This window comes from Stappia sp. TSB10GB4 (assembly GCF_900185745.1).
Taxonomy (GTDB): Bacteria; Pseudomonadota; Alphaproteobacteria; order Rhizobiales; family Stappiaceae; genus Stappia.
Map to the genome: position 1 here is coordinate 115,570 of NZ_FYAV01000057.1, position 24,414 is coordinate 139,983.

General features: G+C 69.0%; 23 protein-coding genes. 13 read left to right on the forward strand and 10 right to left on the reverse strand.

Translation table 11 applies throughout. The features are described 5' to 3' along the window. The first annotated feature begins 2 nt into the window (after positions 1-2). Positions 3-2,108: an ATP-binding cassette domain-containing protein gene (locus TSB10GB4_RS16740; protein ID WP_186396659.1), complete on the forward strand. Its 2,106-nt coding sequence runs from the start codon at positions 3-5 to the stop codon at positions 2,106-2,108. 142 nt (positions 2,109-2,250) lie between these two features. Further along, positions 2,251-2,706, forward strand: a complete 456-nt coding sequence (locus TSB10GB4_RS16745) for a YaiI/YqxD family protein (protein WP_186396660.1) — start codon at positions 2,251-2,253, stop codon at positions 2,704-2,706. A 3-nt stretch (positions 2,707-2,709) separates the two neighbouring features. Here TSB10GB4_RS16745 and TSB10GB4_RS16750 read toward each other — a convergent pair whose 3' ends face one another. Together TSB10GB4_RS16750 and TSB10GB4_RS16755 are read right to left on the reverse strand one after the other, a co-directional pair. Next, a complete protein-coding gene (locus TSB10GB4_RS16750; RefSeq protein WP_186396661.1) occupies positions 2,710-3,390 on the reverse strand; it encodes a Crp/Fnr family transcriptional regulator in 681 nt (226 codons plus the stop codon). An 88-nt stretch (positions 3,391-3,478) separates the two neighbouring features. Further along, positions 3,479-4,138, reverse strand: coding sequence for a peroxiredoxin (locus tag TSB10GB4_RS16755; RefSeq protein WP_186396662.1), 660 nt, complete (start codon positions 4,136-4,138; stop codon positions 3,479-3,481). Between the two features lie 102 nt (positions 4,139-4,240). Here TSB10GB4_RS16755 and TSB10GB4_RS16760 point away from each other — a divergent pair, with 102 nt between their 5' ends. Then, positions 4,241-5,200: a LysR substrate-binding domain-containing protein gene (locus TSB10GB4_RS16760; RefSeq protein ID WP_186396663.1), complete on the forward strand. Its 960-nt coding sequence runs from the start codon at positions 4,241-4,243 to the stop codon at positions 5,198-5,200. 76 nt (positions 5,201-5,276) lie between these two features. Here the strand turns inward: TSB10GB4_RS16760 and TSB10GB4_RS16765 are convergent, their stop codons facing one another. The 7 genes from TSB10GB4_RS16765 to TSB10GB4_RS16795 all read right to left on the reverse strand — a co-directional run bounded on the left by TSB10GB4_RS16765 (position 5,277) and on the right by TSB10GB4_RS16795 (position 13,300). Further along, entirely contained in the window at positions 5,277-5,732 is a 456-nt protein-coding gene (locus tag TSB10GB4_RS16765) for a DsrE family protein (RefSeq protein ID WP_186396664.1), read from the reverse strand. Between the two features lie 15 nt (positions 5,733-5,747). Further along, a complete protein-coding gene (locus TSB10GB4_RS16770) occupies positions 5,748-6,716 on the reverse strand; it encodes an SLAC1 anion channel family protein (RefSeq protein WP_186396665.1) in 969 nt (322 codons plus the stop codon). 151 nt (positions 6,717-6,867) lie between these two features. Further along, complete coding sequence (gene cydX, locus TSB10GB4_RS16775; protein WP_186388236.1) at positions 6,868-6,996, reverse strand: cytochrome bd-I oxidase subunit CydX; 129 nt, start codon at positions 6,994-6,996, stop codon at positions 6,868-6,870. Positions 6,997-7,010: 14 nt separating this feature from the next. Then, on the reverse strand, positions 7,011-8,174 hold the full coding sequence (gene cydB, locus TSB10GB4_RS16780) for a cytochrome d ubiquinol oxidase subunit II (protein ID WP_186388235.1): 1,164 nt from the start codon (positions 8,172-8,174) through the stop codon (positions 7,011-7,013). Positions 8,175-8,179: 5 nt separating this feature from the next. Beyond that, positions 8,180-9,793, reverse strand: a complete 1,614-nt coding sequence (locus TSB10GB4_RS16785) for a cytochrome ubiquinol oxidase subunit I (RefSeq protein WP_186396666.1) — start codon at positions 9,791-9,793, stop codon at positions 8,180-8,182. Positions 9,794-9,935: 142 nt separating this feature from the next. Continuing rightward, positions 9,936-11,588 (reverse strand): amino acid ABC transporter ATP-binding/permease protein, encoded by a 1,653-nt coding sequence (locus tag TSB10GB4_RS16790; protein WP_186396667.1) that lies wholly within the window; start codon positions 11,586-11,588, stop codon positions 9,936-9,938. Continuing rightward, positions 11,585-13,300, reverse strand: a complete 1,716-nt coding sequence (locus tag TSB10GB4_RS16795) for an ABC transporter ATP-binding protein/permease (protein ID WP_186396668.1) — start codon at positions 13,298-13,300, stop codon at positions 11,585-11,587. Before TSB10GB4_RS16795 ends, TSB10GB4_RS16790 begins: the two co-directional genes overlap by 4 nt. 344 nt (positions 13,301-13,644) lie before the next feature. On the opposite strand from TSB10GB4_RS16795, the gene TSB10GB4_RS16800 reads away from it, so the two are divergent. The 3 genes from TSB10GB4_RS16800 to TSB10GB4_RS16810 all read left to right on the forward strand — a co-directional run bounded on the left by TSB10GB4_RS16800 (position 13,645) and on the right by TSB10GB4_RS16810 (position 15,983). After that, positions 13,645-14,454 carry a transporter substrate-binding domain-containing protein gene (locus tag TSB10GB4_RS16800; protein ID WP_186396669.1) on the forward strand — a complete coding sequence of 270 codons (810 nt, stop codon included), beginning with the start codon at positions 13,645-13,647 and terminating at the stop codon, positions 14,452-14,454. A gap of 180 nt (positions 14,455-14,634) precedes the next feature. Continuing rightward, positions 14,635-15,333: an amino acid ABC transporter permease gene (locus TSB10GB4_RS16805; RefSeq protein ID WP_186388230.1), complete on the forward strand. Its 699-nt coding sequence runs from the start codon at positions 14,635-14,637 to the stop codon at positions 15,331-15,333. Further along, complete coding sequence (locus TSB10GB4_RS16810) at positions 15,330-15,983, forward strand: bifunctional 2-polyprenyl-6-hydroxyphenol methylase/3-demethylubiquinol 3-O-methyltransferase UbiG (RefSeq protein ID WP_186396670.1); 654 nt, start codon at positions 15,330-15,332, stop codon at positions 15,981-15,983. The genes TSB10GB4_RS16805 and TSB10GB4_RS16810 overlap by 4 nt, the downstream gene beginning before the upstream one ends. A 19-nt stretch (positions 15,984-16,002) precedes the next feature. On the opposite strand, the gene TSB10GB4_RS16815 is transcribed toward TSB10GB4_RS16810, so the two are convergent. Next, complete coding sequence (locus TSB10GB4_RS16815; RefSeq protein ID WP_244570938.1) at positions 16,003-16,950, reverse strand: helix-turn-helix domain-containing protein; 948 nt, start codon at positions 16,948-16,950, stop codon at positions 16,003-16,005. A 230-nt stretch (positions 16,951-17,180) separates the two neighbouring features. Here TSB10GB4_RS16815 and TSB10GB4_RS16820 point away from each other — a divergent pair, with 230 nt between their 5' ends. From TSB10GB4_RS16820 to pyrC, 7 genes are all read left to right on the forward strand, one after another. Further along, positions 17,181-18,194, forward strand: a complete 1,014-nt coding sequence (locus TSB10GB4_RS16820; RefSeq protein WP_186396671.1) for a TRAP transporter substrate-binding protein — start codon at positions 17,181-17,183, stop codon at positions 18,192-18,194. 286 nt (positions 18,195-18,480) lie between these two features. Further along, positions 18,481-18,984 (forward strand): TRAP transporter small permease, encoded by a 504-nt coding sequence (locus TSB10GB4_RS16825; protein WP_186396672.1) that lies wholly within the window; start codon positions 18,481-18,483, stop codon positions 18,982-18,984. Then, positions 18,981-20,267, forward strand: coding sequence for a TRAP transporter large permease (locus tag TSB10GB4_RS16830; RefSeq protein ID WP_186396673.1), 1,287 nt, complete (start codon positions 18,981-18,983; stop codon positions 20,265-20,267). The genes TSB10GB4_RS16825 and TSB10GB4_RS16830 overlap by 4 nt, the downstream gene beginning before the upstream one ends. Continuing rightward, entirely contained in the window at positions 20,264-21,115 is an 852-nt protein-coding gene (locus tag TSB10GB4_RS16835) for a dihydroorotate dehydrogenase electron transfer subunit (protein ID WP_186396674.1), read from the forward strand. The genes TSB10GB4_RS16830 and TSB10GB4_RS16835 overlap by 4 nt, the downstream gene beginning before the upstream one ends. Then, positions 21,109-22,053 carry a dihydroorotate dehydrogenase gene (locus tag TSB10GB4_RS16840; protein WP_186396675.1) on the forward strand — a complete coding sequence of 315 codons (945 nt, stop codon included), beginning with the start codon at positions 21,109-21,111 and terminating at the stop codon, positions 22,051-22,053. The genes TSB10GB4_RS16835 and TSB10GB4_RS16840 overlap by 7 nt, the downstream gene beginning before the upstream one ends. Further along, positions 22,050-23,333 carry a Zn-dependent hydrolase gene (locus TSB10GB4_RS16845; RefSeq protein ID WP_186396676.1) on the forward strand — a complete coding sequence of 428 codons (1,284 nt, stop codon included), beginning with the start codon at positions 22,050-22,052 and terminating at the stop codon, positions 23,331-23,333. The genes TSB10GB4_RS16840 and TSB10GB4_RS16845 overlap by 4 nt, the downstream gene beginning before the upstream one ends. Next, the gene (gene pyrC / locus TSB10GB4_RS16850) at positions 23,330-24,379 is read left to right on the forward strand and encodes a dihydroorotase (protein ID WP_186396677.1); all 1,050 of its coding nucleotides are present in this window, start codon (positions 23,330-23,332) and stop codon (positions 24,377-24,379) included. The genes TSB10GB4_RS16845 and pyrC overlap by 4 nt, the downstream gene beginning before the upstream one ends. The last annotated feature ends 35 nt before the right edge of the window (positions 24,380-24,414 follow it).

The following is a 24,414-nucleotide window of genomic DNA, read 5'->3' on the forward strand; positions in this document are numbered from 1 at the left end:
CCGTGGGGCTCGCTCTCGGAAAATTCCCGGAAGGATCCGGATCGCAGGAGGTCGAGGGTCCGGATCGGGCGGCAGCCGCGTCCGCTCCGTCCGGCCGGGCGCTCATCGAGGCGGTATCGATCCTGGCCGAGCGCGAAGGGGTGGACCTGCCCGCCGACCGCACGGGCGACCTTGAGACCCTCGCCCGCCGCGCCGGACTGCTGCTGCGTCCGGTGACGCTGGGCGGCGAGTGGTGGCGCAGGTCCGGCCCGGATCTCCTCGCCCATGCCGCCGGGCGCCCCGTGGCGCTGGTTGCCGGCAGCGCGGGCTATGGCGTCGCGTCGTCGCCCTACAGTCCCCCGATCCCGCTCGACGCGGCCGGTGCGAGGGCCATCGCTCCGCAGGCGATCCAGCTCTATGCGCCGCTGCCGGCGCAGATCACCCGCTCCGCGCTGCTGTCCTTCACCTTGCGCGGCGTGGCGCGGGACGGGGCGACGCTCGCCCTGGCGGTCTTTCTGATGATGCTGGTGAGCCTGATCGCGCCGATCGCCATGGGAACCCTTGTCGGGACGGCGCTGCCGGACGGGCGCATGGGGATGGTCAGCGAGATGGTCTTCCTGCTCTGCGCCGGCGCGATCGGTGCGGCCGGTTTCCAGATCATGCGCTCGCTCACCCTGACGCGCATCCTCAACCGTGTCGACCTGCGGCTTCAGGCTGCCCTGTGGGGCCGTGTGCTCGACCTGCCGACGCGGTTCTTCCGCGATTATACCGTCGGCGATCTCGCCCAGCGGGTTCTTGGCGTCGATCACGCCCGCCGGGCGCTGGGCGGGGCGGCGCTGGGCGGTTTGCTGGGAGCGGTCTCGGCCCTGGGCAGCCTCGTCCTGATGCTGACTTTCGACGCCCGACTGGCCCTTTACGGATTGATCTACGGGGTGAGCGCGACGGCGCTCCTTGCCCTGCTGGGCTGGCTCCGCGTGCGGCGCGAAAGCAAGGTCTTCGCCGAAGTCGGTGCCACCTCCGGCCTCCTGGTCGAACTGTTCGGCGCCATCGGCAAGCTGCGGATGAGCGGGGCGGAGGAGCGGGCGCTCGGGCGGTTTGCCGGCCTGTTCGAGAAACAGGTGCGCCGTCGCCTGGCGGCCGGGCGCATCGCCAATCTGGAGATGGTCTTCTCCACCCTGCTGTCGCCGGTGGGAATGCTCGGCATCTTCCTCCTGGTGGGGCGCGACGGCATCACGCTGGCGACGTTCGCCGCGTTCAACGTCGCCTTCGGGCAGTTCGTGGGCGGGCTTGCCAGCCTCAGCCAGACGATGAACGCCGCGCTGGTGGCCGCGCCGCTGCTCGCCCGCGCCCGGCCGGTCTTCACCCAGGTTCCCGAGACGCTGCATTCCAACGCCCCGCCGCCGGTGCTTTCGGGTCGTATCACCCTGAACGGCGTCGACTTCGCCTATGACGACAAGCGCAGCCTCACGCTCTCCAACATCGATCTCGACATCGCGCCGGGCGAGTTCGTGGCGATTGTCGGGGCGTCCGGGTCGGGCAAGTCCACGCTGATGCGCCTGATGCTGGGCTTCGAGACTCCGCGCGCGGGACAGGTTCTGTATGACGGCGAGGCCCTGTCGGGCATGGATCTGCGCCTGCTGCGCCGCCAGATCGGCGCGGTGATGCAGGCGGTCGAACTCACGCCCGGCTCGCTCTACGAGAACATCGCCGCCTCCAGCATGGCCAGTCGTGACGAGGTGATGGCCGCCGCCCGCGCCGTCGGGCTGGCGCCGCTTGTCGAGCGGTTGCCGATGGGGCTGGAAACCGTGGTGACCGAAGGCGGCAGCACCTTCTCGGGCGGGCAGCGGCAGTTGATCCTGATTGCCCGCGCCCTGGTCCGCCGGCCGCGCATCGTGCTGTTCGACGAGGCCACCAGCGCGCTGGACAATGCCACCCAGGCCATCGTGTCCGATGCCATCGACAGGGTCGAGGCGACCCGTATCGTCATCGCCCACCGGCTTTCGACGATCCGCCATGCCGACCGGATCATCGTCATGGACAAGGGACGGATCGTCGAGGAAGGGCGCTTCGATACGCTGCTGGCTCGCGGCGGAACGTTCCACCATCTAGCGCAGAGGCAGATGCTGTAGCGTCAGGCGCTGGAAAGGCGGGCCTTGCGGATTTCGCCCGGGGCAGGAGCCGTCTATAAGACGCCGCGCGAGGGGGCGTGCTGGAGCGACGAGGGAGGCCCCGGCGTTGCGCGCCGCGTTGCCACCATGGAGATTGCAGGACGTGACCACCTTCTATGTCGATGCCGATGCCTGTCCGGTGAAGTCGGAGGTGGAGCGGGTTGCGACCCGGCTCGGCATCGCGGTGGTGCTGGTCTGCAACGGCGGTATCCGCCCGCCCGGCAACCCGCTCGTCTCGCTGAGGATCGTCGCCGAGGGGCCGGACATGGCCGATAAGTGGATCGCCGAAGAGTGCGGTCCCGGCGACATCGTGGTCACCTCGGACCTGCCGCTTGCCGACCGCTGCCTGAAGGCGGGCGCGCATGTGGTGCAGCATGACGGGCAGATCCTCGACGCCGCGAATATCGGCGGCCGGCTGGCGACCCGCGATCTGATGCAAGACATCCGCGCGGCGGACCCGTTTCACCAGGGTGGCGGCCGGGCGTTTTCGAAAGCCGACCGGTCGCGCTTCCTGCAGTCGCTGGACCGGCTGGCGCGGCTGGCGCTGAAACACGGATAGCGGTCAGCGGTCGCCGCCGGCGCGGGCCAGCACCGCCAGCCCGTCATTGGCGAGCAGGCGCACCTCGCCGCGCGACTGGGCGATCCAGCCGCGGCGCTGGAACTCCGACAAGGTCCGCGAGACGACTTCCCTGGCCGTGCCCAGTTCGGTGCCGAGCACCTGATGGGTGGCGCGGACCACGCCGTCGGTATCGGCCAGTTCCAGCAGCCGGGCGGCGAGCCGCACGTCCATGCGCTGGAACACGATGTGGTCGATCAGGGTGAACAGGTCGATGATGCGGCGCGAATAGGCCTTGAACACGAAATCCCGGAACAGCGGCGAGCGGCCGACGAGATCGTCGAAGGTCGCCCGCGGGATGGCAACGGCGCGCAGGTCGGTTTCGGCGACGCCGTCGGCGGAATAGTCCTCGAAGGCGAGCATGCAGGCGGTGGTCAGCACGCAGCTTTCGCCGGCGTGCACCCGGTAGAGGAACACTTCGCGACCGGTTTCCGACCGCTGCTGCACGCGCACCGTTCCCTCCAGCAGCAGCAGCAGACTGTCCGCTGTCTGGCCGGGGCCGAAGACCTGCGTCCCGGCGGGAATCTCGACCACCTGGCTGCCGTTCACCAGGTCGTCGCGCAAGGGCTGCGGCAGTCCGCTCAGGGCCTCGAACTGCTCGATCCAGGCTCCCGCCGTTTCGCTCATCTCGTCACTCCCGTCAGTGCGCGCATTTGACTGTCCGCATCGGCCCGAAAACCGCGTCCGGTTCCCGGGCCGATGCCGTAGGCACTGTTTACAGGCTGCGCGTCGAGAAATACCAGTCCTTCGTCTCGTAGCCCTCGCTCATCCGGGCTTCGGCGGCCTGGACCGTCTGCGGCGTCGGAACGATCACCGCGTCGCCGGGCTTCCAGTTCTCGGGGGTCGCCACCTGATGTGCGATCGAGGTCTGCAGCGCCTCGACCAGCCGGTGGATCTCGTCGACCGAGCGGCCGTTGGTCATCGGGTAGTAGATCATGGCGCGCAGGACGCCGTCCGGATCGATCACGAAGGTGGCGCGGACCGCCTGGGTGTCGGAGGCGCCGGGCTGGATCATGCCATAGGCCTGGGCCACCTTCATGTCGAGATCGGCGATGATCGGGAACGGGATGTCCTGGCCGAAGGTCTCCTTGATCGAGCGCACCCAGGCGATATGCGCGTAGTGGCTGTCGATGGAGAGGCCGAGCAGTTCGGTGTTGAGCGCGGCGAAGTCGCCGGCGCGGCGGGCAAAGGCCATGAACTCGGTGGTGCACACGGGCGTGAAGTCGGCCGGATGCGAGAACAGGATCAGCCACTTGCCGCGATAATCCGCCAGCGACAGCGGGCCGTGGGTGGTCAGCGCGCTGAAGTCCGGCGCCGGTTCGTTCAGGCGGGGCAGGGCGGTGGCGGTCTGTTCGGTTTGGGAGGAAAGGGTCATCTGCGTGTCTCCGCGTTCGAGTGATGCGGAAACCCTATCGGCGCTGGTGCTATGAGGGAAATTGATTTAAAAATCGATCGCTATCGAAAAAGGCGATGATCAATGCTGAAGACCCGACAACTCCACTATCTCGTCGCCCTTGCCGACACGCTGAATTTCTCGCGCGCCGCCGAGGCTTGCCACGTCACCCAGTCGACGCTGTCGAGCGGGCTGAAGGAGCTCGAGCAGGGCTTGGGCGTGCAACTGGCCGAGCGCACGCCGCATTCGGTGTTGATGACGCCGCTCGGTGTGGAGGTCGCGGCCCGCGCCCGCGATGTGCTGACGCGGTTGCATGATATCGAGGAGCTGGCCCGGTCGCAGGCCGGCGACGGCGCCGGGCTTCTCAGGCTCGGGACGATCCCGACCGTCGGCCCGTTCCTCACCCCGCGGGCGCTGCCGCTCATTCGCCAGGCCTTTCCGAAGATGAAGGTGTTCCTGCGCGAGGAACTGACGGCGGACCTGCTCGCCGGGCTTGTCGAGGGGCGGCTCGACCTGGCGGTGCTCGCGCTGCCGCACGATCTGCCGCCGCAGGTCCATGCCGAGGTCCTGTTCGAGGACGGTTATCGGCTGGTCTGTCCCCGCCAGCACCCGCTGGCCAATCTGCGCAGCGCCACGGCCGGGGATCTGCACGGGCGCCGGCTGCTGCTGCTGGAACGGGGGCACTGCCTGCAGCGTCACGCCCTGTCGAGCTTCCCGCAGGCGCAGCTCGGCGAGGACGAGAGCCTTGCGGCCACCAGCCTGCCGACGCTGGTGGCGATGGTCGAGGAAGGACTTGGCCTGACCCTGCTGCCGGACCTTGCGGTCGATGCGGGGGCGCTCAAGGGGCACGATGTCGCGCTGGCCGCCCTGCCCGATGCCTGTCCGCGCCGCGTCGCCCTGGTCTGGCGCAAGAGCTCGTCCAAGGGCGCGCTCTACAGCCGGATCGGTGCGTGCCTGCGCCAGGCGCGCGCGCGTGTCGGCGAGGCGACCGGCGCGGGCCGGGAGGGTGGGCGCGAAGCGGTGGAGACCGCCGCGCCGGGATAGCCGGCGCGGCGGCGCACCGAGGACGGCAGCGGGGGCCGGGCGCGTGACCCCCTCCCGCCGTCTTCGACCCCTGCGGTCAGAAATCGAGGATGCGGGTGGCCGGATCCAGGATCCGCGCCGCCATCTCCTCCGGCTTGGCGACGCCGACGCCGTCGAGCAGCGCCGACGGCTCCAGCCCCTTGCCGGGCAGGTAGATCGCGCAGACCTCGACGGTCGCGCCGGCCTTCTCGCGGATCGTCTGCATCAGCCCTTGCGGGCTCATGCCGCGCGGCGGCTGGCCGGCGGTGGCGCTGTCCGGCGCTTCCTTCAAGGCGATGTCAGCGGCCGGGCCGCACAGCATGATGTGGACGGAGGCGCCCTGCTGCGCGGCTTGCATGGTCAGCACCATAGCCATCAACTGGGTCTGCGGTTCGGCCGCGGTGACGATGGTCACCAGCTTCTGCCGGTCCTCGGCGGCGACCTGGCCGGCACCGATCACGGTGCCGAAGGCGGTGGCGGCCAGCAGGGCGGCGGCGATGATCTTTGCTTTCATGGGGTCTTTCCTCGTTCACTCGGGTTGACAGATCTGGTGGGCGATGGCCGCCCGCGCGGTGCGAACCGCGAGGGCGAGAATGGTGAGGACCAGCAGGGCGAGCAGGACCAGGCCGATGTCCCGATGCAGATCCGATCCCGTCAGCGCGGCGAAGCGGAAGCTGGCGGTGGTGATCGCGGCCAGCGGGAAGGACAGCGCCCAGAAGGACAGGACGAAGGGCAGCCGCAGCAAGGCTGGAACCTGGATGGCGACCAGCGCGGTGAAGAAGAAGCCGGCATTGATGAGGATGCGCGCGGCGGCGTCGATGGTGCCGCCGTTGAACTGGATCCAGGCGAGGAAGGCGACGGCCGGCGGCGCGATCAGGATGACCAGGGTCGGGCGCAGCCGCTCGGGCAGGGGATCGTGGAAGACCAGCCGGTTGACGACGAGCGTCAGCAGCACGATCCAGAACAGGATGCCGACGGAGAAGAAGTACCAGCTCAGTTCGGCATGGCCGAGGGGCACGCCGGCCAGCGGGGCGACGACATTGCCGACGGCCGGGATGAACCAGGCCGGCGACAGGTGTCCCGGCCCGAAGGTGCGGTGGCCGATCCAGACCGAGATGACGACCAGCGTCAAGACGCCCTGCACCGCCGCCCCGGCGATCCAGATCAGGTTCGCCGCCGCCGGCGCCGCCTCGCGCAGGAAGGTGGCCAGCAGCAGCAGCGAGATGCTGGTCGCCGGGAAGAAGGCGAGGCGGACGGGATGCGACCATTCGGCCCGGATCGCCGCCGGATGCCGCAGCACCTTGAGCCCGAGCACCAGGAACAGGACGGCAAGCACGGCGATGCCGGTCCAGCCGGTCGCTTGCGAGGCGCGCTCGAAGCCGCCCGCGTGCAGCGCCAGGGCGAGGCCGAAGACGCCCATGCTGACGCCGAAGAAGCTGATCGGAAAGTGCTCCAGCCGCGACCGGGGTTCGGCCGCGTGTGCCTCGATGGTGGTCATGTATCGGTTCTTTCGGTAGTATCCGCCGAAGCGGAAGGCCGCAGACGGGGGCCGGAAACGGGCCCTGAAACGGGACCTGAAACGGGCCCTGAAACGGGAAAGAACGGGAGGCGACCGGTCGGCCTCCCGTCCTAGCGGCAGCGGTGTTCGGTCAGCGCGGCCAGCGGTCGTCGCGCTCCTCTGCGAGGGCGCGGTCACGCTGCATTTCCAGCCACATGGCGTTCATGACCGCGAAGATCGCGGCGAGCGGCAGGCCGAGCAGCCAGGCGAAGTACCACATTGCGAACCCCTTCCTCAGTAGACGTTTTCGGAGTTTTCGCTGACCTCGGCCTCTGTGACCTTGCCCCACAGCACCTTGTAGACCCAGGCGGTGTAGGCGAGGATCAGCGGCATGAAGATCACCGTCGTCACCAGCATCACGAACAGCGTCTGATGCGAGGACGAGCTGTCCCACACGGTGAGCGAGCTGCGCGGGTCGAGCGACGACGGCAGGATGAAGGGAAACATCGTCAGGCCGACCGAGGAGATCGCGCCGAAGATGCCGAGCTTCGACCACAGCAGGGTCGAGACCTCGCGGCCGCTCAGCAGGCCCCTGACTGCCAGGCCGGTGCCGAGGAAGGCGAGGACCGGCGCGATGGCGATCCACGGCCGCTCGCCATAGGCCGAAAGCCAGCTTGCGGTGCGCTCGACCTCGGAATAGAGCGGGTTGGACGGGCCGTCGGTGACGACCTCGCCGACCAGCGCATAGCCCTCGATCCCGAAGGCCAGCCACAGGCCGGCCAGGGCATAGCCGCCCATGGTGAGAAGCCCGGTGACGGCGCCGATCTGCCGCGCCCGCTCGGCGACCGCCCCTTCCGCCTTCAGCGACAGCCAGGCCGCGCCATGGGTGACCAGCATCGTCAGGGAGACGATCCCGGCAAGCAGGGCGAAGGGGTTCAGCAGGCCGATGAACTTGGCGTAATAGGCGCCCTCGTAGCGGGCGAACAGGTTGGGCGTCAGTTCGAAGGGCACGCCCTGCAGCACGTTGCCGACCGCCACGCCGAAGATCAGCGCCGGCACCGCGCCGCCGACGAAGAGCGCCCAGTCCCAGCCGTTGCGCCAGGCCGGCGACGACCGCTTGGAGCGGTACTTGAAGCCGACGGGCCGCAGGATCAGCGCCGCCAGGACGACAAACATGGCGAGGTAGAAGCCGGAGAAACTGACCGCGTAGAGCGGTGGCCAGGCGGCGAAGATCGCGCCGCCGCCGAGGATGAACCACACCTGGTTGCCTTCCCAGACCGGGCCGACCGTGTTGATCGCCACCCGCCGTTCGGTGTCGGTGCGGGCGACGAAGGGCAGCAGGGCGCCGACCCCCATGTCGAAGCCGTCGGTCATGGCGAAGCCGATCAGCAGCACGCCCAGCAGCAGCCACCAGACCACGCGCAGCAGTTCGTAACTCATGAGTTCGTAGAGGATCATGATCTTTACTCCGCGGCTGTGGCGGCCGAAAGGGGCTCGCGGCCACGATCGAGAAGGCGGTGTCGGTGCTGCGCTTCCCAGGCGTCGGTGACATCGACATCCTGCGTCGGGCCCTTGCGGATGTATTTCAGCATCAGCCCCATCTCGATGACGAAGAGCACCGTGTAGAACAGCACGAAACCGGCCAGCGTCAGCAGGACGTCCTGCACCGACAGGTGGCTGACCGAGAGCGCCGTCGGCAGCACGCCGTCGACGGTCCAGGGCTGGCGCCCGTATTCGGCGACGAACCAGCCCAGTTCGGCGGCGATCCAGGGCGTGGGAATGATCGCGACCGCCGCGCGCAGGGCCCAACGGGGATAGGCATGGGCGCGGAAGCTGGCATACCAGAAGAAGTAGACCATCACCGCGATGAAGCCGAAGCCGAGGCCGACCATGATCCGGAACGCCCAGAACAGCGGCCAGACGGTGGGAACCGTGTCCTGCGCCGCCTTGGCGATCAACTCGTCGGAGGCGCCGCGCGGGTCCTCGACATAGCGCAGCAGCAGGAAGGCATAGCCGAGGTTGCCGCCATGCTCCTCGAAGGTCTCGCGGATCTCCGCCGGCGTGTCGCTCCGCTGTTCGCGGATGGTCATCAGCGCGTCATAGGCGATGATGCCGGAGCGGATGCGCCGGTCCGATTCCGCGACCAGGTCCTCGATGCCGGGGATCTCGCGGGTCAGCGAGCGGGTGCCGATCAGGCCCATCACCCAGGGGATCTCGACGGCGTAGCGGGTCTCGCGCGCCTCCTGGTCGGGAATGCCGACAAGGGTGAACGAGGCCGGTGCCTCATGGGTCTGCCACATGCCTTCCATGGCGGCGAGTTTCATGCGCTGCGTATGGGTGGCGGAGTAGCCGGACTCGTCGCCGAGCACGACGACGGACAGGGCCGAGGCCAGCCCGAAGGAGGCGGCGACGGCGATCGATCGGCGGGCGAGTTCGACGTGGCGGTCCTTCAGCAGATACCAGGCCGAGACGCCGAGGACGAAGACCGAGGCGGTCACGTAGCCGGCCGAGACGGTATGCACGAACTTGGCCTGCGCCACCTCGTTGAACATGACCTCGAAGAAGGAGGTCATCTCCATGCGCATGGTCTCGGGGTTGAACACGGCGCCGACCGGGTTCTGCATCCAGCCGTTGGCGATGAGGATCCACAGGGCCGAGAAGTTCGAGCCGATCGCCACCAGCCAGGTCACCGTTAGGTGGCCGACCTTGGAGAGCTTGTCCCAGCCGAAGAAGAACAGGCCGACGAAGGTTGCTTCCAGGAAGAAGGCCATCAGGCCCTCGATGGCCAGCGGCGCGCCGAAAATGTCGCCGACATAGTGGCTGTAATAGGACCAGTTCATGCCGAACTGGAATTCCATGGTGATGCCGGTGGCGACGCCGAGGACGAAATTGATCCCGAACAGCGTTCCCCAGAATTTGGTCATCTGCCGCCAGATCGGGCGGCCGGTCATGACATAGACCGTCTCCATGATCGCGACGATGACCGACAGGCCCAGCGTCAGCGGCACGAAGAGAAAGTGATACATGGCTGTCATCGCGAATTGCAGGCGCGACAGCTCGACGACATCGAGTTCCATCGGACTCTCCCGAACGTCCGGCCGCGATCGCCAGCGCGTAAGCGATCGGTGCCGGGGTGTTGAGGTTCGGGGATCTGGTTAGCGCGCCGGCCGCCGCCGCGACGGTGACATGGTCACCGAGGACGTGCCGATCGCGACCTGGTCACCGGGCGAGGCGCAGCCGCTGTCCGAACACCGGGTGTTCGCCGCCGCGATGCAGGGCCGCCAGCAGCGCGGTCTCGGGCAGCGCCCGGCGCAGGCCGGCGAGCACCCTCTCGGCCGTCGCCTCGTCGAGGCCCTCGGTCGGCTCGTCGAGCAGCAGAAGCCTTGGACGCCGGAGAATGGCGCGGGCGAGCGACAGCCGCCGCGCCTGTCCACCCGACAGGCCGGCGCCGCGCTCGCCGAGCCGGACGCCAAGGCCGCCGCGCTCGTCGATCGCGGCGGCGAGATCCATCGCCTCCAGCGCTGCCCATATCTGCGAGTCCGTTGCCGGCCCGGCGAGCGTCAGATTGTCGCGCACGCTGCCGGCGATCAGGGCGCTGCGCTGCGGCACCATCGTGACGATGTCGCGGAACAGATCCTCCGGCCAGTCCAGTGGCGGCCGGCCGAGCACCCGGATCTCGTCGGCGGGCGCGTCGGTCATGCCGGCGATCCGCAGCAGCAGCGTGGTCTTTCCGGCGCCGCTCGGCCCTTCCAGCGCCGCTGCCTCGCCGGCATGGAGCATCAGCGAGAGCGGGCCGCGGCGCCAGTCCAGCAGCGGCGCGCCGGCCGCCGGGACGGGGGGCGCCGGATCACGGTCCTGATTCTGGTCCCGGTCCTGGTCCGGAGCGGGGCCGCGCGTGCGCGGGCCGGGGTCGTCCTGCAGGATCCGCTCGGCGGCGCCGAGCATGCGTCCCAGCTCCGCGAAGCCGCGCCGCAGCGGCAGGACGGTTTCCGCCAGCGCCAGGGCAACGAACAGTCCGATGGCGGCGGAGGCGGCGTCGACATCGCCGCGCTGCATCAGCCAGCCGCCGGCCAGTAGCGCCAGCGCGGCCACGAGGGCGACGACCAGCGACAGCAGGGCGCCGGCCTCCCGCTCGCTGCGGTCGAGCTCCCGCGCCGCCGCCCGCGCCTGCCGCTCCACGTCGAGGAGCGCCGTCTCGCGCGCCCCGAGCGTTCCCGTCAGGATCAGCGCCTCGCGGTCACGCAGCATGTCGATCAGCCCGCGGCGCAGCGTCTGGGCGCGGTCTTCCGCCGCGGCCGAGGGGGCGATGCCACGCCGCGCCAGGCGCCGCAGCACCAGCGCGGCGAGCGGCAGATAGCCGAGCAGGACCAGCCAGGCAACCAGCCAGTCGACCAGCAGGCCGAGCGCCAGGAAGACCACCGCATGGGTCGCCAGCCCGGCCAGCACCGGCAGCAGCAGGCGCAGCACGATGCCGTCGAGCGCGTCCACATCCGCGACGATCCGCGTCAGGTTCGCCTCGCCGCGCAGCCGCGCCAGGGCGCGGGCATCGAGCCCGGCCTGCCGCCTGAGCAGGTCGACGCGCAGCGCCGCGAGCGCGCGCAAGGTGGCGTCGTGGGTCAGCACCCGTTCGCCGTAACGTGCGGCGGTGCGGCCGAGGGCCAGCAGACGGACGCCGGCGGAGGGGCGGAACACGTCGAAGGCGATGCCGATGCCGGCAAGGCCGGCGAGGCCCGTTGCGGTGATGAACCAGCCGGACAGGCCGAGCAGGGCGGCACCCATCAGCAGCACCACGAGGGTCAGCGCGGCGCCGCGCGCCATCGCCCGGGGCGAGGCCGACATCAGCAGGCGCGCCACGCGCAGCAGCGGCGTCATGGAGCGATCTCCACGGTGCGGTCGGCGACGGCGATCAGCGCCGGGTCGTGCGTTGCGACGATCACCGTTCGTCCGCCCGCCTTGAGCTGCCGCAGCGCCGCGATGATCATCGCCGCCGTCTCGCTGTCCAGGTCGGCGGTCGGCTCGTCGGCGAGCAGGAGGTCGCCGCCGGTGAGGATGGCGCGGGCGAGCATCAGCCGGCGCGCCTCGCCGCCGGAGACGCCGCCGCCGGTCTCGCCGAGCCGGGTCCGCAAGCCCGCCGGCAGGTGTTCGACCACCTGCCGGGCGCGAGCGAGGTCGAGCGCGTGCCAGGGGTCGGCGCCCTCGCCGAGCGGATCGAGATAGTCGGCGAGCATCTGGTCGGGAAAATGCGGCGCCTGCGCCATATAGGCGAGGCGGGCGCGCCAGGCATCGGCGATCGAGGGGCCGAGCGGCCGGCCGCAGACGGTGATGCGCCCGGCGGCGAGCGGCACCAGTCCGGCGATGGCGGCGAGCGTCGTCGATTTGCCGGCGCCGCTCGGCCCGCTCAAGGCGATCAGCGCGCTGCCGGCGACGGCGAAGACGGGCAGCGGCAGGGCGCGGGCGGGCAGGGCGGCGACCGCGCCGGAGAGTTCGAGCGACATCGGGCCGGCAAGCGGTGCGGCGGGCTCGCCCTGGCCGACCACGGTGACGCGTTCGGCGCGGTCGAACGCTTCCAGCTCGGCGACCACGGCCTGGCCGGCGGCGCGGTCATGCCAGGCGGCGGCCAGGTCCCGCAGCGGCTGGAAGAATTCGGGGGCGATCAGCAGCAGGAACACGCCCTCGCCCAGGGTCAGCGGCGCGCCCCAGGTGCCGAAGCCGATCTCGCCGAGCAGGCTGAAGCCGACGAAGACCGCGACCATGGCGACGCCGATCGCCGAGAACAGTTCCATCACGGTGGAGGAGAGGAAGGCGATGCGCAGCACCGCCATCGTCCGCTCGCGCAGGGCCTCGGCGCGGGCCGAAAAATCCTGCGCCGCGCGGTCGGCGGCGCCGAGCAGGCGGATATCGAGCAGGGCCGACAGGCGGTCCATCAGCATGTCGTTCATGGTGCCGATCTCGGCCAGTTGCCGGCGGGAGGCGGCTTCGGCGGCCATGCCGACCAGCGCCATGAACACCGGGATCAGCGGCCCGGCGACCAGCAGCACCAGACCGATGGCCCAGGAGATCGAGACGGTCAGCAGCAGCAGCAGCGCCGGCAGCACCGCGACCCGCGTCATCGCCACGTGGTAGCGCGTGATCCAGGGCTGCAGCAGCGGCAGCTTCTGCAAGGCCAGCGCCGCGACGGCGGCGGAGCCTTCGGGGGCGCGGGCGCGGGCCTCGCGCAGCAGCAGCGCCTGGCGCTCGCGGGCGATGGTCCGGTCGGCGGCCTCGAACAGCAGGCGGCCGCTCCGGTGCTCGAGCCCGGCGCGGACCAGAGCGCCGATGCCGATGGCGAGCGCGGCCGCGAGGCTGCGGGCAAGCACATCCGTGCCGGTCGCCCAGCCGGCGATCGCCCAGGCGATGGCGGCGGCCTGCAGCGGCCAGATCATGCCGGCGAGCACGGCCAGCAGCCCGGCCCGGCGCAGTTCCGCCCGCACCGGGGCGATGATCCGTGCCCGCGCGTCCCGTTCCGACGCGCGCCCTTCCGACGCGCCCCCTTCCGGCGCGCCCCGTTCCGGTGGGGCGGCGGTCGGCCGTTCGGGGCTGTCCATGGTCCCGTGCTCTCCCGAGCCGCCCTGACAGGTCGGCATCCTGCGATGGAATGGGTTTGATCTCACAGTCGCAATCCCGGGCCGCTCGGCACGACGTCCGGCCGGGATGCCATGCACCGCCCCGCGGGAACGGTGACAATGTCACCGTGGCGTCCAGCGCGGGCGCGGATCCCCCGTGCCGATGCCGATCCGGCCCCTTGACCACGGCAACTGTTATGTTATCACGTCTATGTAAATGTTACCCTGTAACGCACTGGCGTCATCGGCAGGGGCGGGCAGCTTGGCCCACCGTCCTGTGCGGTTCCGCCTGCCGTGCCCACCCGCAATCCGTCAAGGGAGCCGCCATGCGCAGAGCGATCCTGCTTGCCCTCTCCATCGTTCTGTCCGCCCTGGCCTCCGCGGCCGCTGCGCAGGACGACCTTCTCGCCCGTGTCGAAGCGGCGGGGACGCTACGGGTGGCCAACACGCAGGGGCATGCGCCCTGGGACTTTCTCGACGACGACAACCGCTTGACCGGGCTCGGGATCGACCTGGCGAACGAGTTGGCGGCGCGGATGGGCATCGGCAAGGTCGAGTTCGTGCCGGCCCGGTTTCCCGACCTCATTCCCGGCATCCAGGCGAACAGGTTCGACCTGGTCATCGCCGGCCACACGATCACCGAGGAGCGGTCGAAGATCGTCGACTTCTCGCTGCCCTACATGGCGATCGGGACCAGCGTCTTCGTGCGTACGGGCGACGAGCGGATCAGGACGCTGGACGATCTCGACGGCAAGTCCGTTGGCACGCTCGCGGGCTCGATCACCGAGGGGTATCTGGCGGCCGAGCACGGCGACAAGAAGCTCGATGTGCGCGCCTATGAGAACGCCGCCCTGGCGCTGTCCGACCTTGCGGTGGGCCGGGTCGACGCGGTGATCTATTCCGACGATGCGGGCGCCTATATCGCCAGGATCAACGCCCTGCCGGTGGTCCGGGCGGTGCAGGTCAACCGGGAAATCAACGCGATGGTGTTCCGGAAGGGCGAGGACCGCTTCGGGCAGGCGCTGAACGCGGCCTTCCGGTCGATCATCGACGACGGCACCTATAGCAGCCTGTCCGCCAAATGGCTCGGCAGCGTCGACATGGCGGCTGAGCTGAAAAAGGCCGCCGCCGACTAGGGTGGTGAATTTGAAATACGCCTCATTTTTGCAGCGTGCCGGTGAGCGTATTTCAAATTCGAAAACCACACTAGAAACATAGACTTGCTAGTCACCCTTTTGAATCTGAAGTTCGTTCAGAGCATGCCGAGACATGTGACGAACTTCAGATTCGGGTGACTAGGTCGTGGGGCACTGCGTGTGATCGACCTTTTCATCCGGGCCTGGCCGCTTCTCGTTTCGGGGACGGTGCTGACCGTCGTCCTCGGGGTGGTGTCGTTTCTCCTCGCCCTGCCGATCGGGCTGGGTCTGGCCGTCGCCCGGCTCTACGGCCCGCGCCTGCTGCGGGTACCTGCGCGCATTGCCGTGTCGTTTCTCTGCGGCACGCCGCTGCTGGTGCAGATCCTGCTCCTCTATTACGGCCTGCCCCAGGTCGGCGTGGTGCTTCCGGCGATCCCCACGGTCATTGCCGCGTTTGCCCTGCATTCCGGCGCCTTCATCGGCGAGGACCTGCGCGGAGTGATCGGGTCGGTGGAGCCGGGACAGTGGGATGCCGGCGCCTCCCTGGGGCTGAAACCGGCGCTGGTCCTGTTCCTCATCGTCCTGCCCCAGGCGCTGCGGGCGGCGATCCCGACGCTCGGCACGCGCTTCATCGGCGCGGTCAAGGAGACTTCGCTGGCCTCCGTCGTCACGGTCGTCGAGTTGACCCGTGTCGCGGAGAAAGTCGGTTCCTCCAGCTTCAGGTATCTGGAGATGTTCGTCATCGCCGCCGCGATCTACTGGGCACTCTCCTTCGCGATCGCGCGGCTCCAGCAGGTGATCGAAAGCAGGTTCGCGACCTGCGATGTGACGGGCAGCTCTCGCAGGGCCGCTCCCCAACGGATGGCATCGGTGACATGAGCTATGACGAGATCGGGGCAGCCCGCTACGATGACGACCCCGAGCACCGGCTGCCTCCCGAGGAGGTCGAGACCTGGCTCGCGGTGATGACGGCGCTTGCCGGGAAGGAGCGGCCGCCGGCGCGCGTGCTGGATATCGGCGCCGGGACCGGCCTGCTGACGGTGGCGCTGAAGGCGGCCGGCTACGCAGTGTCCGGGCTGGAGCCCTCCGGGCCGATGGTCGAGCGGGCGCTGGAGCGGAACCCGGCCCTGCGGCGGCACGACTTCGTCGTCGGCGCATCGGACGACGCCGCGCTTTTCGCCGCTGGCACCTTCGACTGGATCGTCTCGCGACAGGTGCTCTGCCATCTGGTCGATCCGCATCGGGCCTTCTCCGCCTGGGCCGGGTGGCTGAGGCCGGGCGGCCGCGTCCTGCTGGTGGACGGGTTCTGGCGCGCGTCGGACTGGCCCGCCGCTGAGCGGGCGCGGCAGCCCTTTGCCGCAGTGCAAAGCGCCCGGCCCGTTGCGGAGGCACTGTCGTCGGTGGGGTTCGAGATCCTCAGGGCCGGGCCGTTCGGCGAGCTCAACCTGGCGCGGGCGGGGCTCTGGCCGGGCACGACCCCCCGCTATCTGGTGGCCGCACGGAAGGGAACGCCGGCGACTGGCGGCTGATCGGGCCTCGCCCGGCGTCTCAACCGTCCGTCGTCGGCGGGGCGGCGATGGCGTATTTGTCGATCGTCGCGTCCAGATGGGCGATCGCCTCGGCGCCCTTGAGGGCGTCGCCCCACAGCCGTTCGGCGATGGTCTCGTGCAGGGTCATCGCCTCCGCCGCCGAGGTGATCATGGCGACGCCGAGGCGGACATTCGGCTGTTCGCCGAGCCGGAACGGGCTGATCGCCAGCACCGAGCGGCTGGTCTGGCGGAAGATCTGGAAGCTCGTCGCCGGCACCGGGCCGCGGACGATGCCGATCTGGATGCCGATCGGCTGGTCGCGCAGCATCGACAGGAGATACTCCGCCTCGCGCCGCGCCATCAGCCGGCGGCGGTCGACCGTTTGCGGCGGCAGGTCGTGGCGGCCGATCAGTCCGTGCAGCAGGAAGCGTTCGAGATCGGCCGAGGAGATCAGGCTGACGATCAGCGGCCGGCGCAGGCGGAAGGCCTCCTTGCGGGCACGCAGGATCTCCAGCAGCCGCTCCACCGCCTCGGCCGCCTCGCCGTCCGGATCGGTGCCGTCGGGGATCGATTCCTGCAGCACTTCCTTAAGGATCGCGTCATAGTCGTCGGAGGTCAGCAAGTAGGACATCGGGCTGAACAGGCCGATGATCTGCTGGCATTCGTCCTCCAGTTGCCGCATGCGCTCGAAGAAGCCGATGGAGGTGCTGACATATTCCACCCCGACGCCGAGCAGGCTCGGCAGCGACATGCCGAGTTCGGCGGCGATCGAGGTCAGCATCTCGATCTTGCGGATCTCGCCCTTCTCGGCCCGGTACAGCGCGGCGCGGGAAATGCCGAGCTTTTCCGCCAGCGCCTCCGGCGTCAGGCCCTTGCCCAGGCGATGGGCCCGCAGCCTTGCGCCGATATCGCTGAACCGGATGGTGTCGTCGTCCTGCATCGGTGTTGAGGTCGGTATCGGGGTCACCACGGGTTCCCATGGCCTGCGAGGGCCGGCAGCGCGGCCGGCGATCTCGTGTGGCGGCTCATTTCCGATCAAGATAATCAGTTCTTGGATGAAATGTCCAATTGTCTCATTTTTGAGATGAAATATTGACAGGCTCCGGATCGCCCCATACGCTGCGTCCTTCCTTCCGCGCTGTCGCGCCAAGAAGCAAAAGCGTATCCGGTGCCTGTTAGCCTTAGAGGTGGAGCCCTATGACACAGTCAATCAGCAAGTTGGCCGCGACGGCCGTCCTCGCCGTCGCCTTCTCGTCCGGCGCTTTCGCGGCGGATTTCGTCGCCAAGATCGGCCATCTGGAATCGACCCAGCAGTCCCGCCACGTGCACCTTGAAAAGGTTGCGGCACTGGTCGCCGAGCGCACCAACGGCGCCGTCGAGTTCCAGATCTTCCCGCAGGGCCAGCTCGGCCAGCAGCGCGAGATGACCGAGGGCGTGCAGCTCGGCTCGCTGGAGGCGACCGTCGCCCCGGCCGCCTTCCTCGGCGGCTTCAATCCGGTCGTGTCGATCCTCGACATTCCCTTCCTGCTGCCCGATGACGATGCCAAGGCGCAGGAGCTGCGCTCGGGCACCTTCGGCAAGGCGCTTTGCGAGTCCTTCGAGAGTCGCGGCGTCGAGTGCCTGATGCTCTGGCCGAACGGCAAGAAGAACTTCACGTCCAACAAGCCGCTCGCCAGCATGGAGGACTTCTCCGGCCAGAAGTTCCGCGTCATGGATTCGGCGATCCTGATCGAGCAGTTCAAGGCGGTCGGCGCCACGGCCATCGCGCTGCCCTTCGGCGAGCTCTACACCTCGCTGCAGACCGGCGTCGTCGATGCGCAGGAGAACCCGCTCGACACCATCCGCGCCATGAAGTTCTACGAGGTGCAGAAGCACCTGGTGCTCTCCAATCACGGCGCGATGGAGGACGTGGTCCTGTTCAACCCGACCTTCTGGGCCAGCCTGCCGGAAGAGTATCGCACGGTCATCACCGAGGCCTTCGCCGAGGTGGTCCCGGACCTGATCGCCCACAAGCAGGCGTCGGTCGCCGCCTCGCTGGAGGAGATCAAGGGTGCCGGCGTCGAGGTGCGCGAGCTCTCCGCCGAGGAGAAGGCCGCGTTCCGCGAGACCATGTATCCGGCCGCCCGCAACGCCTACATCCAGGGCGCCGGCGAGGAAGGCCTGCTGCTGGTGAACCTTTACGAGCAGGAATACGCCGCGGTTACCAAGTAACCGCCGGCTGTTCCGGCCCGCGGGCGCGGCCCGGACCGCGCCCGCACCGCTTTACTGCCCGCCGCCCTAGCGGCGGGTGGGCGCGGCCCGGACCGCGCCCGCACCGCTTTACTGCCCGCCGCCCTAGCGGCGGGTGGGCGCGGCGGGACCTGCGCCCGCACCGCTTAAGAACTGCCCGCCGCCTTGTGTGGTGGGTGGCGCGGCCGGATCCGCGCCCGATTTCATTCCGGGTCCGCCGCGAGCGGCGGGCAGGACAGCCCTTGCGGCGGACGACTGGAGCAGGTCAATGCGCAGTGCCCTCTCGATCCTGCGGACCGTCGAACGGTCCGCACTGGTCCTGATTTTCCTGACGATGGTGGCTCTCTACTTCGTCAACGTGGTGGTGCGCGCCTCGGGCAGCCCGCTTGCCTCCAGCCTGAGCTGGATCGAGGAAGCGGTGCGGCTGATGAACCTCTACCTGGTGTTCCTCGCCATCGGCTACGCGCTGGAAATCGGCCGCCATGTCGCCGTCGACACCTGGCGCGCGCGCATCGCCGCCGCCACCCGCCTGCCGGTCCAGCGCATCATCGATGCCACCGGCTTCCTGTTTTCGCTCTATCTCGTCTGGCTCGCCTGGAAGATGACGCTGTTCGTCTTCGGCTCGGGTCAGAGAAGCCCGACGCTGGGCCTCGAGATGGGCTGGATCTATGTCGCGCCCCTGGTCGGCTTCGGGCTGCTTGCCCTGCGCTACCTGCTGAGCTTCCTCGGGCTGATCGACCGCATGCCGGCACGGGAGGCCGACGAGGCATGATTCTTCTCTACCTCATCGTCGCGCTGGCCGTTCTGCTGCTGGTCGCGGGCTTCGAGATGTTCCTCGTGCTCGGCGTGCCGGCGCTGCTGGTCAAGCAGATCTTCTACGGTTCCCTGCCGGATCCGGTCGTGGTGCAGAAGCTGGTCGGCGGCATCAACCATTCGACGCTGCTCGCCATTCCCTTCTTCATCCTGGCGGCCGAGCTGATGGGCGAGGGCCAGATCGCCCGCCGCCTCACCGGCCTCGTGCAGTCGCTGCTCGGCCATCGCAAGGGTGGCATCGGCTATACCATCGTCGGCGGCTCGATGGCCTTCGGCTCGGTCTCCGGCTCGGCGCCGGCGACGGTCGCGGCGATGGGCCGGCTGGTCTATCCGGAAATGCGCAAGGCCGGCTTCAGCGACAAGTTCTCGCTCGGCCTCATCGCCTCCAGCGCCGAGACGGCGCTGCTGATCCCGCCGTCGATCACCTTCATCATCTATGGCTGGATGACCGGCACCTCGGTCGCGCGGCTGTTCGTCGCCGGCATGGCGGTCGGCCTGGTGCTCGGCCTCGTCTTCGCCATCATGGTTGCCATCGAGGCGCGGCGCGCCGGCGTGTCCGCCGGCGAGCGCACCTCCTGGGGCGAGCGGCTGCGCGCCGTTGCGCATTCGGGCTGGGCGCTCGGCATGCCGGCGATCATTCTCGGCGGCATCTATTCGGGCATCTTCACCCCGACCGAGGCCGCCGCCGTAAGCGTCGTCTACGCCATTTTCGTGGAAATGGTGGTGTTCCGCGAGCTGACCTTGAAGAAGCTGTTCAAGGTGACCGAGCGGGCGGCCGTCTCGACCGCGATCATCTTCATCCTGCTGGCGCTCGGCGGCCTGCTCTCCTACTTCATCACGCTGGCGCAGATCCCCAGCCAGATCCTGCAGTTCCTGGCGGCGGTCGATGCCGGGCCGATCGCCTTCCTCTTGGTGGTCAACGTCGTCTTCCTGATCGCCGGCATGTTCATCGACCCGAATTCGGCGCTGCTGATCCTGGTGCCGCCGCTCTATCCGGTGGCGATGGCGATGGGAATCGACCCGGTGCATTTCGGCATGATCGTCACGCTCAACATCTCCGCCGGCATGATCACGCCACCCTTCGGGCTCGATCTCTTCGTGGCGTCCTCGACGCTCGGCAAGCCGGTGATGACGATCATTGCCGGCATCTGGCCCTTCGTCATCGCCAATCTCGTGGCGCTCGGGATCATCACCTATATCCCGTCGATCTCCACCTTCCTGCCCAATCTGGTGTTCGGATGACCAGCGTGCTGACAAGAGCCGCGCCCGCCATTGGCGGGCGGGCGCAACCCGTCGTCTTCGAGCGGGACCTTGGCGTCCTCGCCAACGACCCGGTCAACGGCGAGTACATGCGCCTTGTGCTGGCAGCCCCGCGCGAGATGCTCGACCTGTGCCGCGCCGGCCAGTTCTTCAACCTGCTGTGTCCGGTGCTCGGCGGCGAGACGCCCTATCTGCGCCGGCCGATGAGCATCTACGGCTTCTATCCCGAGCGCGGCGAGCTGCATTTCCTCTACAAGGTGGCGGGCGCGGGCACACGGGCGCTGGCGAAGCTGCGCGCCGGCGACACGCTCAACGTCATGGGTCCGCTCGGCCAGGGCTTCCGCATCGACGACGACTGGCGGCGCCTGGTGCTGGTCGCCCGCGGCGTCGGCCTTGCGACGCTGGCGCCGCTGGCGCTGGAGGCCAACCGGCTCGGCCGGCATCTCACCGCGATCTGCAGCGCCCGCCATCCGGACCTGCTGATGTCGATCGACTATTTCCGCGATCTCGGGGCCGAGATCGTGCCGGTCACCGATGCGGACGGCACCTCGTCGCTCGAGCATCTGGAGGGGTTGATCGAGGAGCGGATCGCGGGACCGGGCATCGATGCCTTCTACACCTGCGGCTCCAACCGCCTGCTGACCCTGTTGCAGCGGATCGGCAAGCGCCACGGCATTCCCGGCGAGATCGCGCTGGAGCAGCAGATGGCCTGCGGCCTCGGCATGTGCCACTGCTGCGTCCGCCCGTTCCGCAAGGGCGACAAGACCGTGCAACTGCGCGTGTGCCGCGAGGGACCCGTCTTCGACATCCAGGAGGCCATGCCATGGTAGACCTGTCCGTCGACATTGCCGGCCTCAAGCTCAAGAACCCGATCATGCCGGCCTCGGGCACCTTTTCCGAGGAACTGGCCGAGGTCTTCGACCTCGACTGCCTCGGCGCCCATGTGACGAAGACGATCACGAGGGGCCTGCGCGACGGCAACCCGACGCCGCGCGTGTGCGAGGTCGGCGGGTCGATGCTGAATTCCATCGGCATCCCGAGCAAGGGCGTTGGCGCTTTCCTCGACAAGGTGGTGCCGTTCTACCAGGACTACGAGACGCCGCTGGTCGTATCGATCTCCGGCAATACGGCGGACGAGTTCGCCCGCCTGTGCTCGGAAGTGACGGTGGAGGGCGTTGCCGCCATCGAGGTCAACATCTCCTGCCCGAACATCGAGGAGGACGGCAAGGCCTTCGCCATCCGTCCCTCCTCGACCTATGACGTGATGCGCAAGCTGCGCGCGGCGACGCATCTGCCGCTCTGGGCCAAGCTGACGCCGAACACCGGCGAGACGCCGGAAGTGGCGCGGGCGGCGCAGGAGGGCGGCGCCGATGCGCTGGTCGTCGCCAACACGCTGCTGGCCATGGCCATCGACATCCGCACCCGGCGGCCGAAGCTCGGCAACCTGATGGGCGGCCTGTCGGGCCCCTCGCTGAAGCCGATCGCCCTGCGCATGGCCTATCAGTGTGCCAAGTCGACCACCATTCCGGTGATCGGCTGCGGCGGCATCTCCACCGCCGAGGACGTGATCGAGTTCCTGATCGCCGGCGCCACCGCCGTGCAGGTCGGCACCGCCACCTTCATCAATCCGACGGCGATGGTCACCGTCATCGCCGAGCTGGAGCGCTATCTGCAGCGCGAGAAGCTCTCGTCCGTGCGCGAGCTGATCGGCACGCTGATCGACGGCGAGCAGAAGGAGGGCGTCGTGTTCATGGAGGCGGCGCCGTGACCGCGCTGAGGAAGTCCGGGGCCTATGACCGCGCCGAGGAGTTGCGCCTTGCCGGCTTCCTCTTCGACGAGATCGCGCACCTGTCGCCGGATGTGGAAGGCGTCAGCCGCCCGGCCTTTTCCGACATCGAGACGAAGACGCTGTCCTTCCTGGAGGACTTCGCCCGCCGCGAGGGGCTGGAGGTCTGGTACGACGCCGGGCTCAACGCCAATTTCTGCCTGCCGGGCGAGCGCGAGGCGGCGCGCTACACGCTGATCGGCTCGCATGTCGACAGCGTCCCCTTCGGCGGCAATTTCGACGGCCTTGCCGGTGTCGTCGCCGGTCTGCTGTGCCTGGTGCGGGCGCGGCGCGAGGGCCGCCGCTTCGCCTTTCCGGTGCATGTGCTTGCCATGCGCGGCGAGGAAAGCGCCTGGTTCGGCCCGTGCTATATCGGCTCCAAGGCGCTGACCGGCACGCTGCCGGCCTCCGATCTTGCCGCCCGCCACAAGGGCGATGGCCGCACGCTCGATGCCCATATGGACGCGCTCGGCATCGACATGGCGGGCGTGCGCGCCGGCCGGCCGCTGATCGACCTGTCGCGGATCGCCGCCTATCTGGAGGTGCATATCGAGCAGGGGCCGCTCTTGATCGGCAAGGACGTGCCGGCGGCGGTGGTGTCGGGCATTCGCGGCAACATCCGCTACCGCTCCCTGCGCTGCCTCGGCGAGGCCGGCCATTCGGGCGCCGTGCCGCGCGCCTTCCGCCGCGATCCGGTGCTGGCGCTGGCCGACCTCCTGGTGCGGCTCGACGAGAGCTGGGCGACCATTCTCGCCAAGGGCGACGACCTGGTGCTGACCAGCGGCATCGTCGGCACCGATCCGGAAAAGCACGCGATGACGCGGATTCCCGACCAGGTGTCGTTCAGCCTCGACATCCGCAGCCAGAGCGCGCGGGTGCTGGACGAGATGCGCGAATTGCTGAAGACCGAGATGGCGCAGATCGAGCGCGACCGGAAAGTCCGTTTCGAGCTCGACGAGGAGTTGCGCGTCGCCCCCGCCCTGTGCGATCCCGGTCTCGTCGCCGGCCTTTGCACGGCCATGGAGACCGTCGGCCAGGAGCCGTTCGTGATGGCGAGCGGCGGCGGCCACGATGCGGCGGTGTTCTCGTCCGTCGGGGTGCCGGCCGGCATGGTCTTCGTGCGCAACCGCAACGGCTCGCACAATCCGCAGGAGGCGATGGAGCTGCCCGATCTGCTCGCCGCCACCGATATCGTCCACCAGTATCTCGTGGGGGCGCCATGACCCGACTGACGATCCGCCGGCCCGACGACTGGCACCTGCACCTGCGCGACGGGGCGATGCTCGCCGGCGTGCTGCCGCACAGCTCGGCCGATTTCGCCCGCGCGATCATCATGCCGAACCTGGTGCCGCCGGTGGTCACGACGGCGCAGGCTGAGGCCTATCGCCAGCGCATTCTCGCCGCCCTGCCCAAGGGTCACGACTTCACCCCGCTGATGGTGCTCTATCTCACCGAAGGCACCGAGGCGGACGATGTCGAGGCCGGCTTCCGCAGCGGGCTGATCACCGCGGTGAAGCTCTATCCGGCCGGCGCCACCACCAATTCGCATGGCGGCGTGCGCGATTTCTCCAAGGTCACTGCGGTGCTGGAGCGCATGGCCGAGATCGGCCTGCCGCTCTGCGTCCATGGCGAGGTGACGGACCCGGCCGTCGACATCTTCGACCGCGAGGCGGTGTTCCTGGAAACGGTGCTCGATCCGCTGCGCCGGCGCATTCCGGGCCTGCGCGTCGTGCTGGAGCATGTGACGACGCGCGAGGGGGTCGATTATGTCCGCGCGCAGGAGAGGGATCTCGCCGCGACGATCACGGTTCATCACCTGATGATCAACCGCAATGCGATCTTCGCCGGCGGCATCCGCCCGCATTACTACTGCCTGCCCGTCGCCAAGCGCGAGGAACACCGGCTGGCGCTGCGTGCGGCCGCGACCTCGGGCGATGCGCGCTTCTTCCTCGGCACCGATTCCGCGCCGCATGTGGATCCGGCGAAGGAATGCGGCTGCGGCTGCGCCGGCATCTACACCGCGCCGAACGCCATGGCCTGCCTTGCCCATGTCTTCGAGGAGGAGGGCGCGCTCGACAGGCTGGAGGCCTTCGCCTCGCTGAACGGGCCGGCCTTCTACCGGCTGCCGCCGAACGAGGGCCGTCTGGTGCTGGAAAAGCGCGCGGCGCCGGTCCCGGTGCCGGACAAGGTGGTGACGGGCGAGGGCACGGTTACCGTCTTCGATCCCATGGTGCCGGTGCACTGGACGGTTTCGGCCCGCACGGCGTAGGGTCCCCGCGAAAGAGGCCGGCGAAAGGTCTTCGC

Excerpts from the sequence above, each read along its gene's own strand:
- TSB10GB4_RS16750 (WP_186396661.1), bottom strand. The coding sequence starts at position 3,390 with ATGAGCGAAACGGCGGGAGCCTGGATCGAGCAGTTCGAGGCCCTGAGC.
- TSB10GB4_RS16755 (WP_186396662.1), bottom strand. The coding sequence starts at position 4,138 with ATGACCCTTTCCTCCCAAACCGAACAGACCGCCACCGCCCTGCCCCGC.
- TSB10GB4_RS16760 (WP_186396663.1), top strand. The coding sequence starts at position 4,241 with ATGCTGAAGACCCGACAACTCCACTATCTCGTCGCCCTTGCCGACACG.
- TSB10GB4_RS16765 (WP_186396664.1), bottom strand. The coding sequence starts at position 5,732 with ATGAAAGCAAAGATCATCGCCGCCGCCCTGCTGGCCGCCACCGCCTTC.
- TSB10GB4_RS16770 (WP_186396665.1), bottom strand. The coding sequence starts at position 6,716 with ATGACCACCATCGAGGCACACGCGGCCGAACCCCGGTCGCGGCTGGAG.
- cydX (WP_186388236.1), bottom strand. The coding sequence starts at position 6,996 with ATGTGGTACTTCGCCTGGCTGCTCGGCCTGCCGCTCGCCGCGATCTTC.
- cydB (WP_186388235.1), bottom strand. The coding sequence starts at position 8,174 with ATGATCCTCTACGAACTCATGAGTTACGAACTGCTGCGCGTGGTCTGG.
- TSB10GB4_RS16785 (WP_186396666.1), bottom strand. The coding sequence starts at position 9,793 with ATGGAACTCGATGTCGTCGAGCTGTCGCGCCTGCAATTCGCGATGACA.
- TSB10GB4_RS16790 (WP_186396667.1), bottom strand. The coding sequence starts at position 11,588 with ATGACGCCGCTGCTGCGCGTGGCGCGCCTGCTGATGTCGGCCTCGCCC.
- TSB10GB4_RS16795 (WP_186396668.1), bottom strand. The coding sequence starts at position 13,300 with ATGGACAGCCCCGAACGGCCGACCGCCGCCCCACCGGAACGGGGCGCG.
- TSB10GB4_RS16800 (WP_186396669.1), top strand. The coding sequence starts at position 13,645 with ATGCGCAGAGCGATCCTGCTTGCCCTCTCCATCGTTCTGTCCGCCCTG.
- TSB10GB4_RS16810 (WP_186396670.1), top strand. The coding sequence starts at position 15,330 with ATGAGCTATGACGAGATCGGGGCAGCCCGCTACGATGACGACCCCGAG.
- TSB10GB4_RS16820 (WP_186396671.1), top strand. The coding sequence starts at position 17,181 with ATGACACAGTCAATCAGCAAGTTGGCCGCGACGGCCGTCCTCGCCGTC.
- TSB10GB4_RS16825 (WP_186396672.1), top strand. The coding sequence starts at position 18,481 with ATGCGCAGTGCCCTCTCGATCCTGCGGACCGTCGAACGGTCCGCACTG.
- TSB10GB4_RS16830 (WP_186396673.1), top strand. The coding sequence starts at position 18,981 with ATGATTCTTCTCTACCTCATCGTCGCGCTGGCCGTTCTGCTGCTGGTC.
- TSB10GB4_RS16835 (WP_186396674.1), top strand. The coding sequence starts at position 20,264 with ATGACCAGCGTGCTGACAAGAGCCGCGCCCGCCATTGGCGGGCGGGCG.
- TSB10GB4_RS16840 (WP_186396675.1), top strand. The coding sequence starts at position 21,109 with ATGGTAGACCTGTCCGTCGACATTGCCGGCCTCAAGCTCAAGAACCCG.
- pyrC (WP_186396677.1), top strand. The coding sequence starts at position 23,330 with ATGACCCGACTGACGATCCGCCGGCCCGACGACTGGCACCTGCACCTG.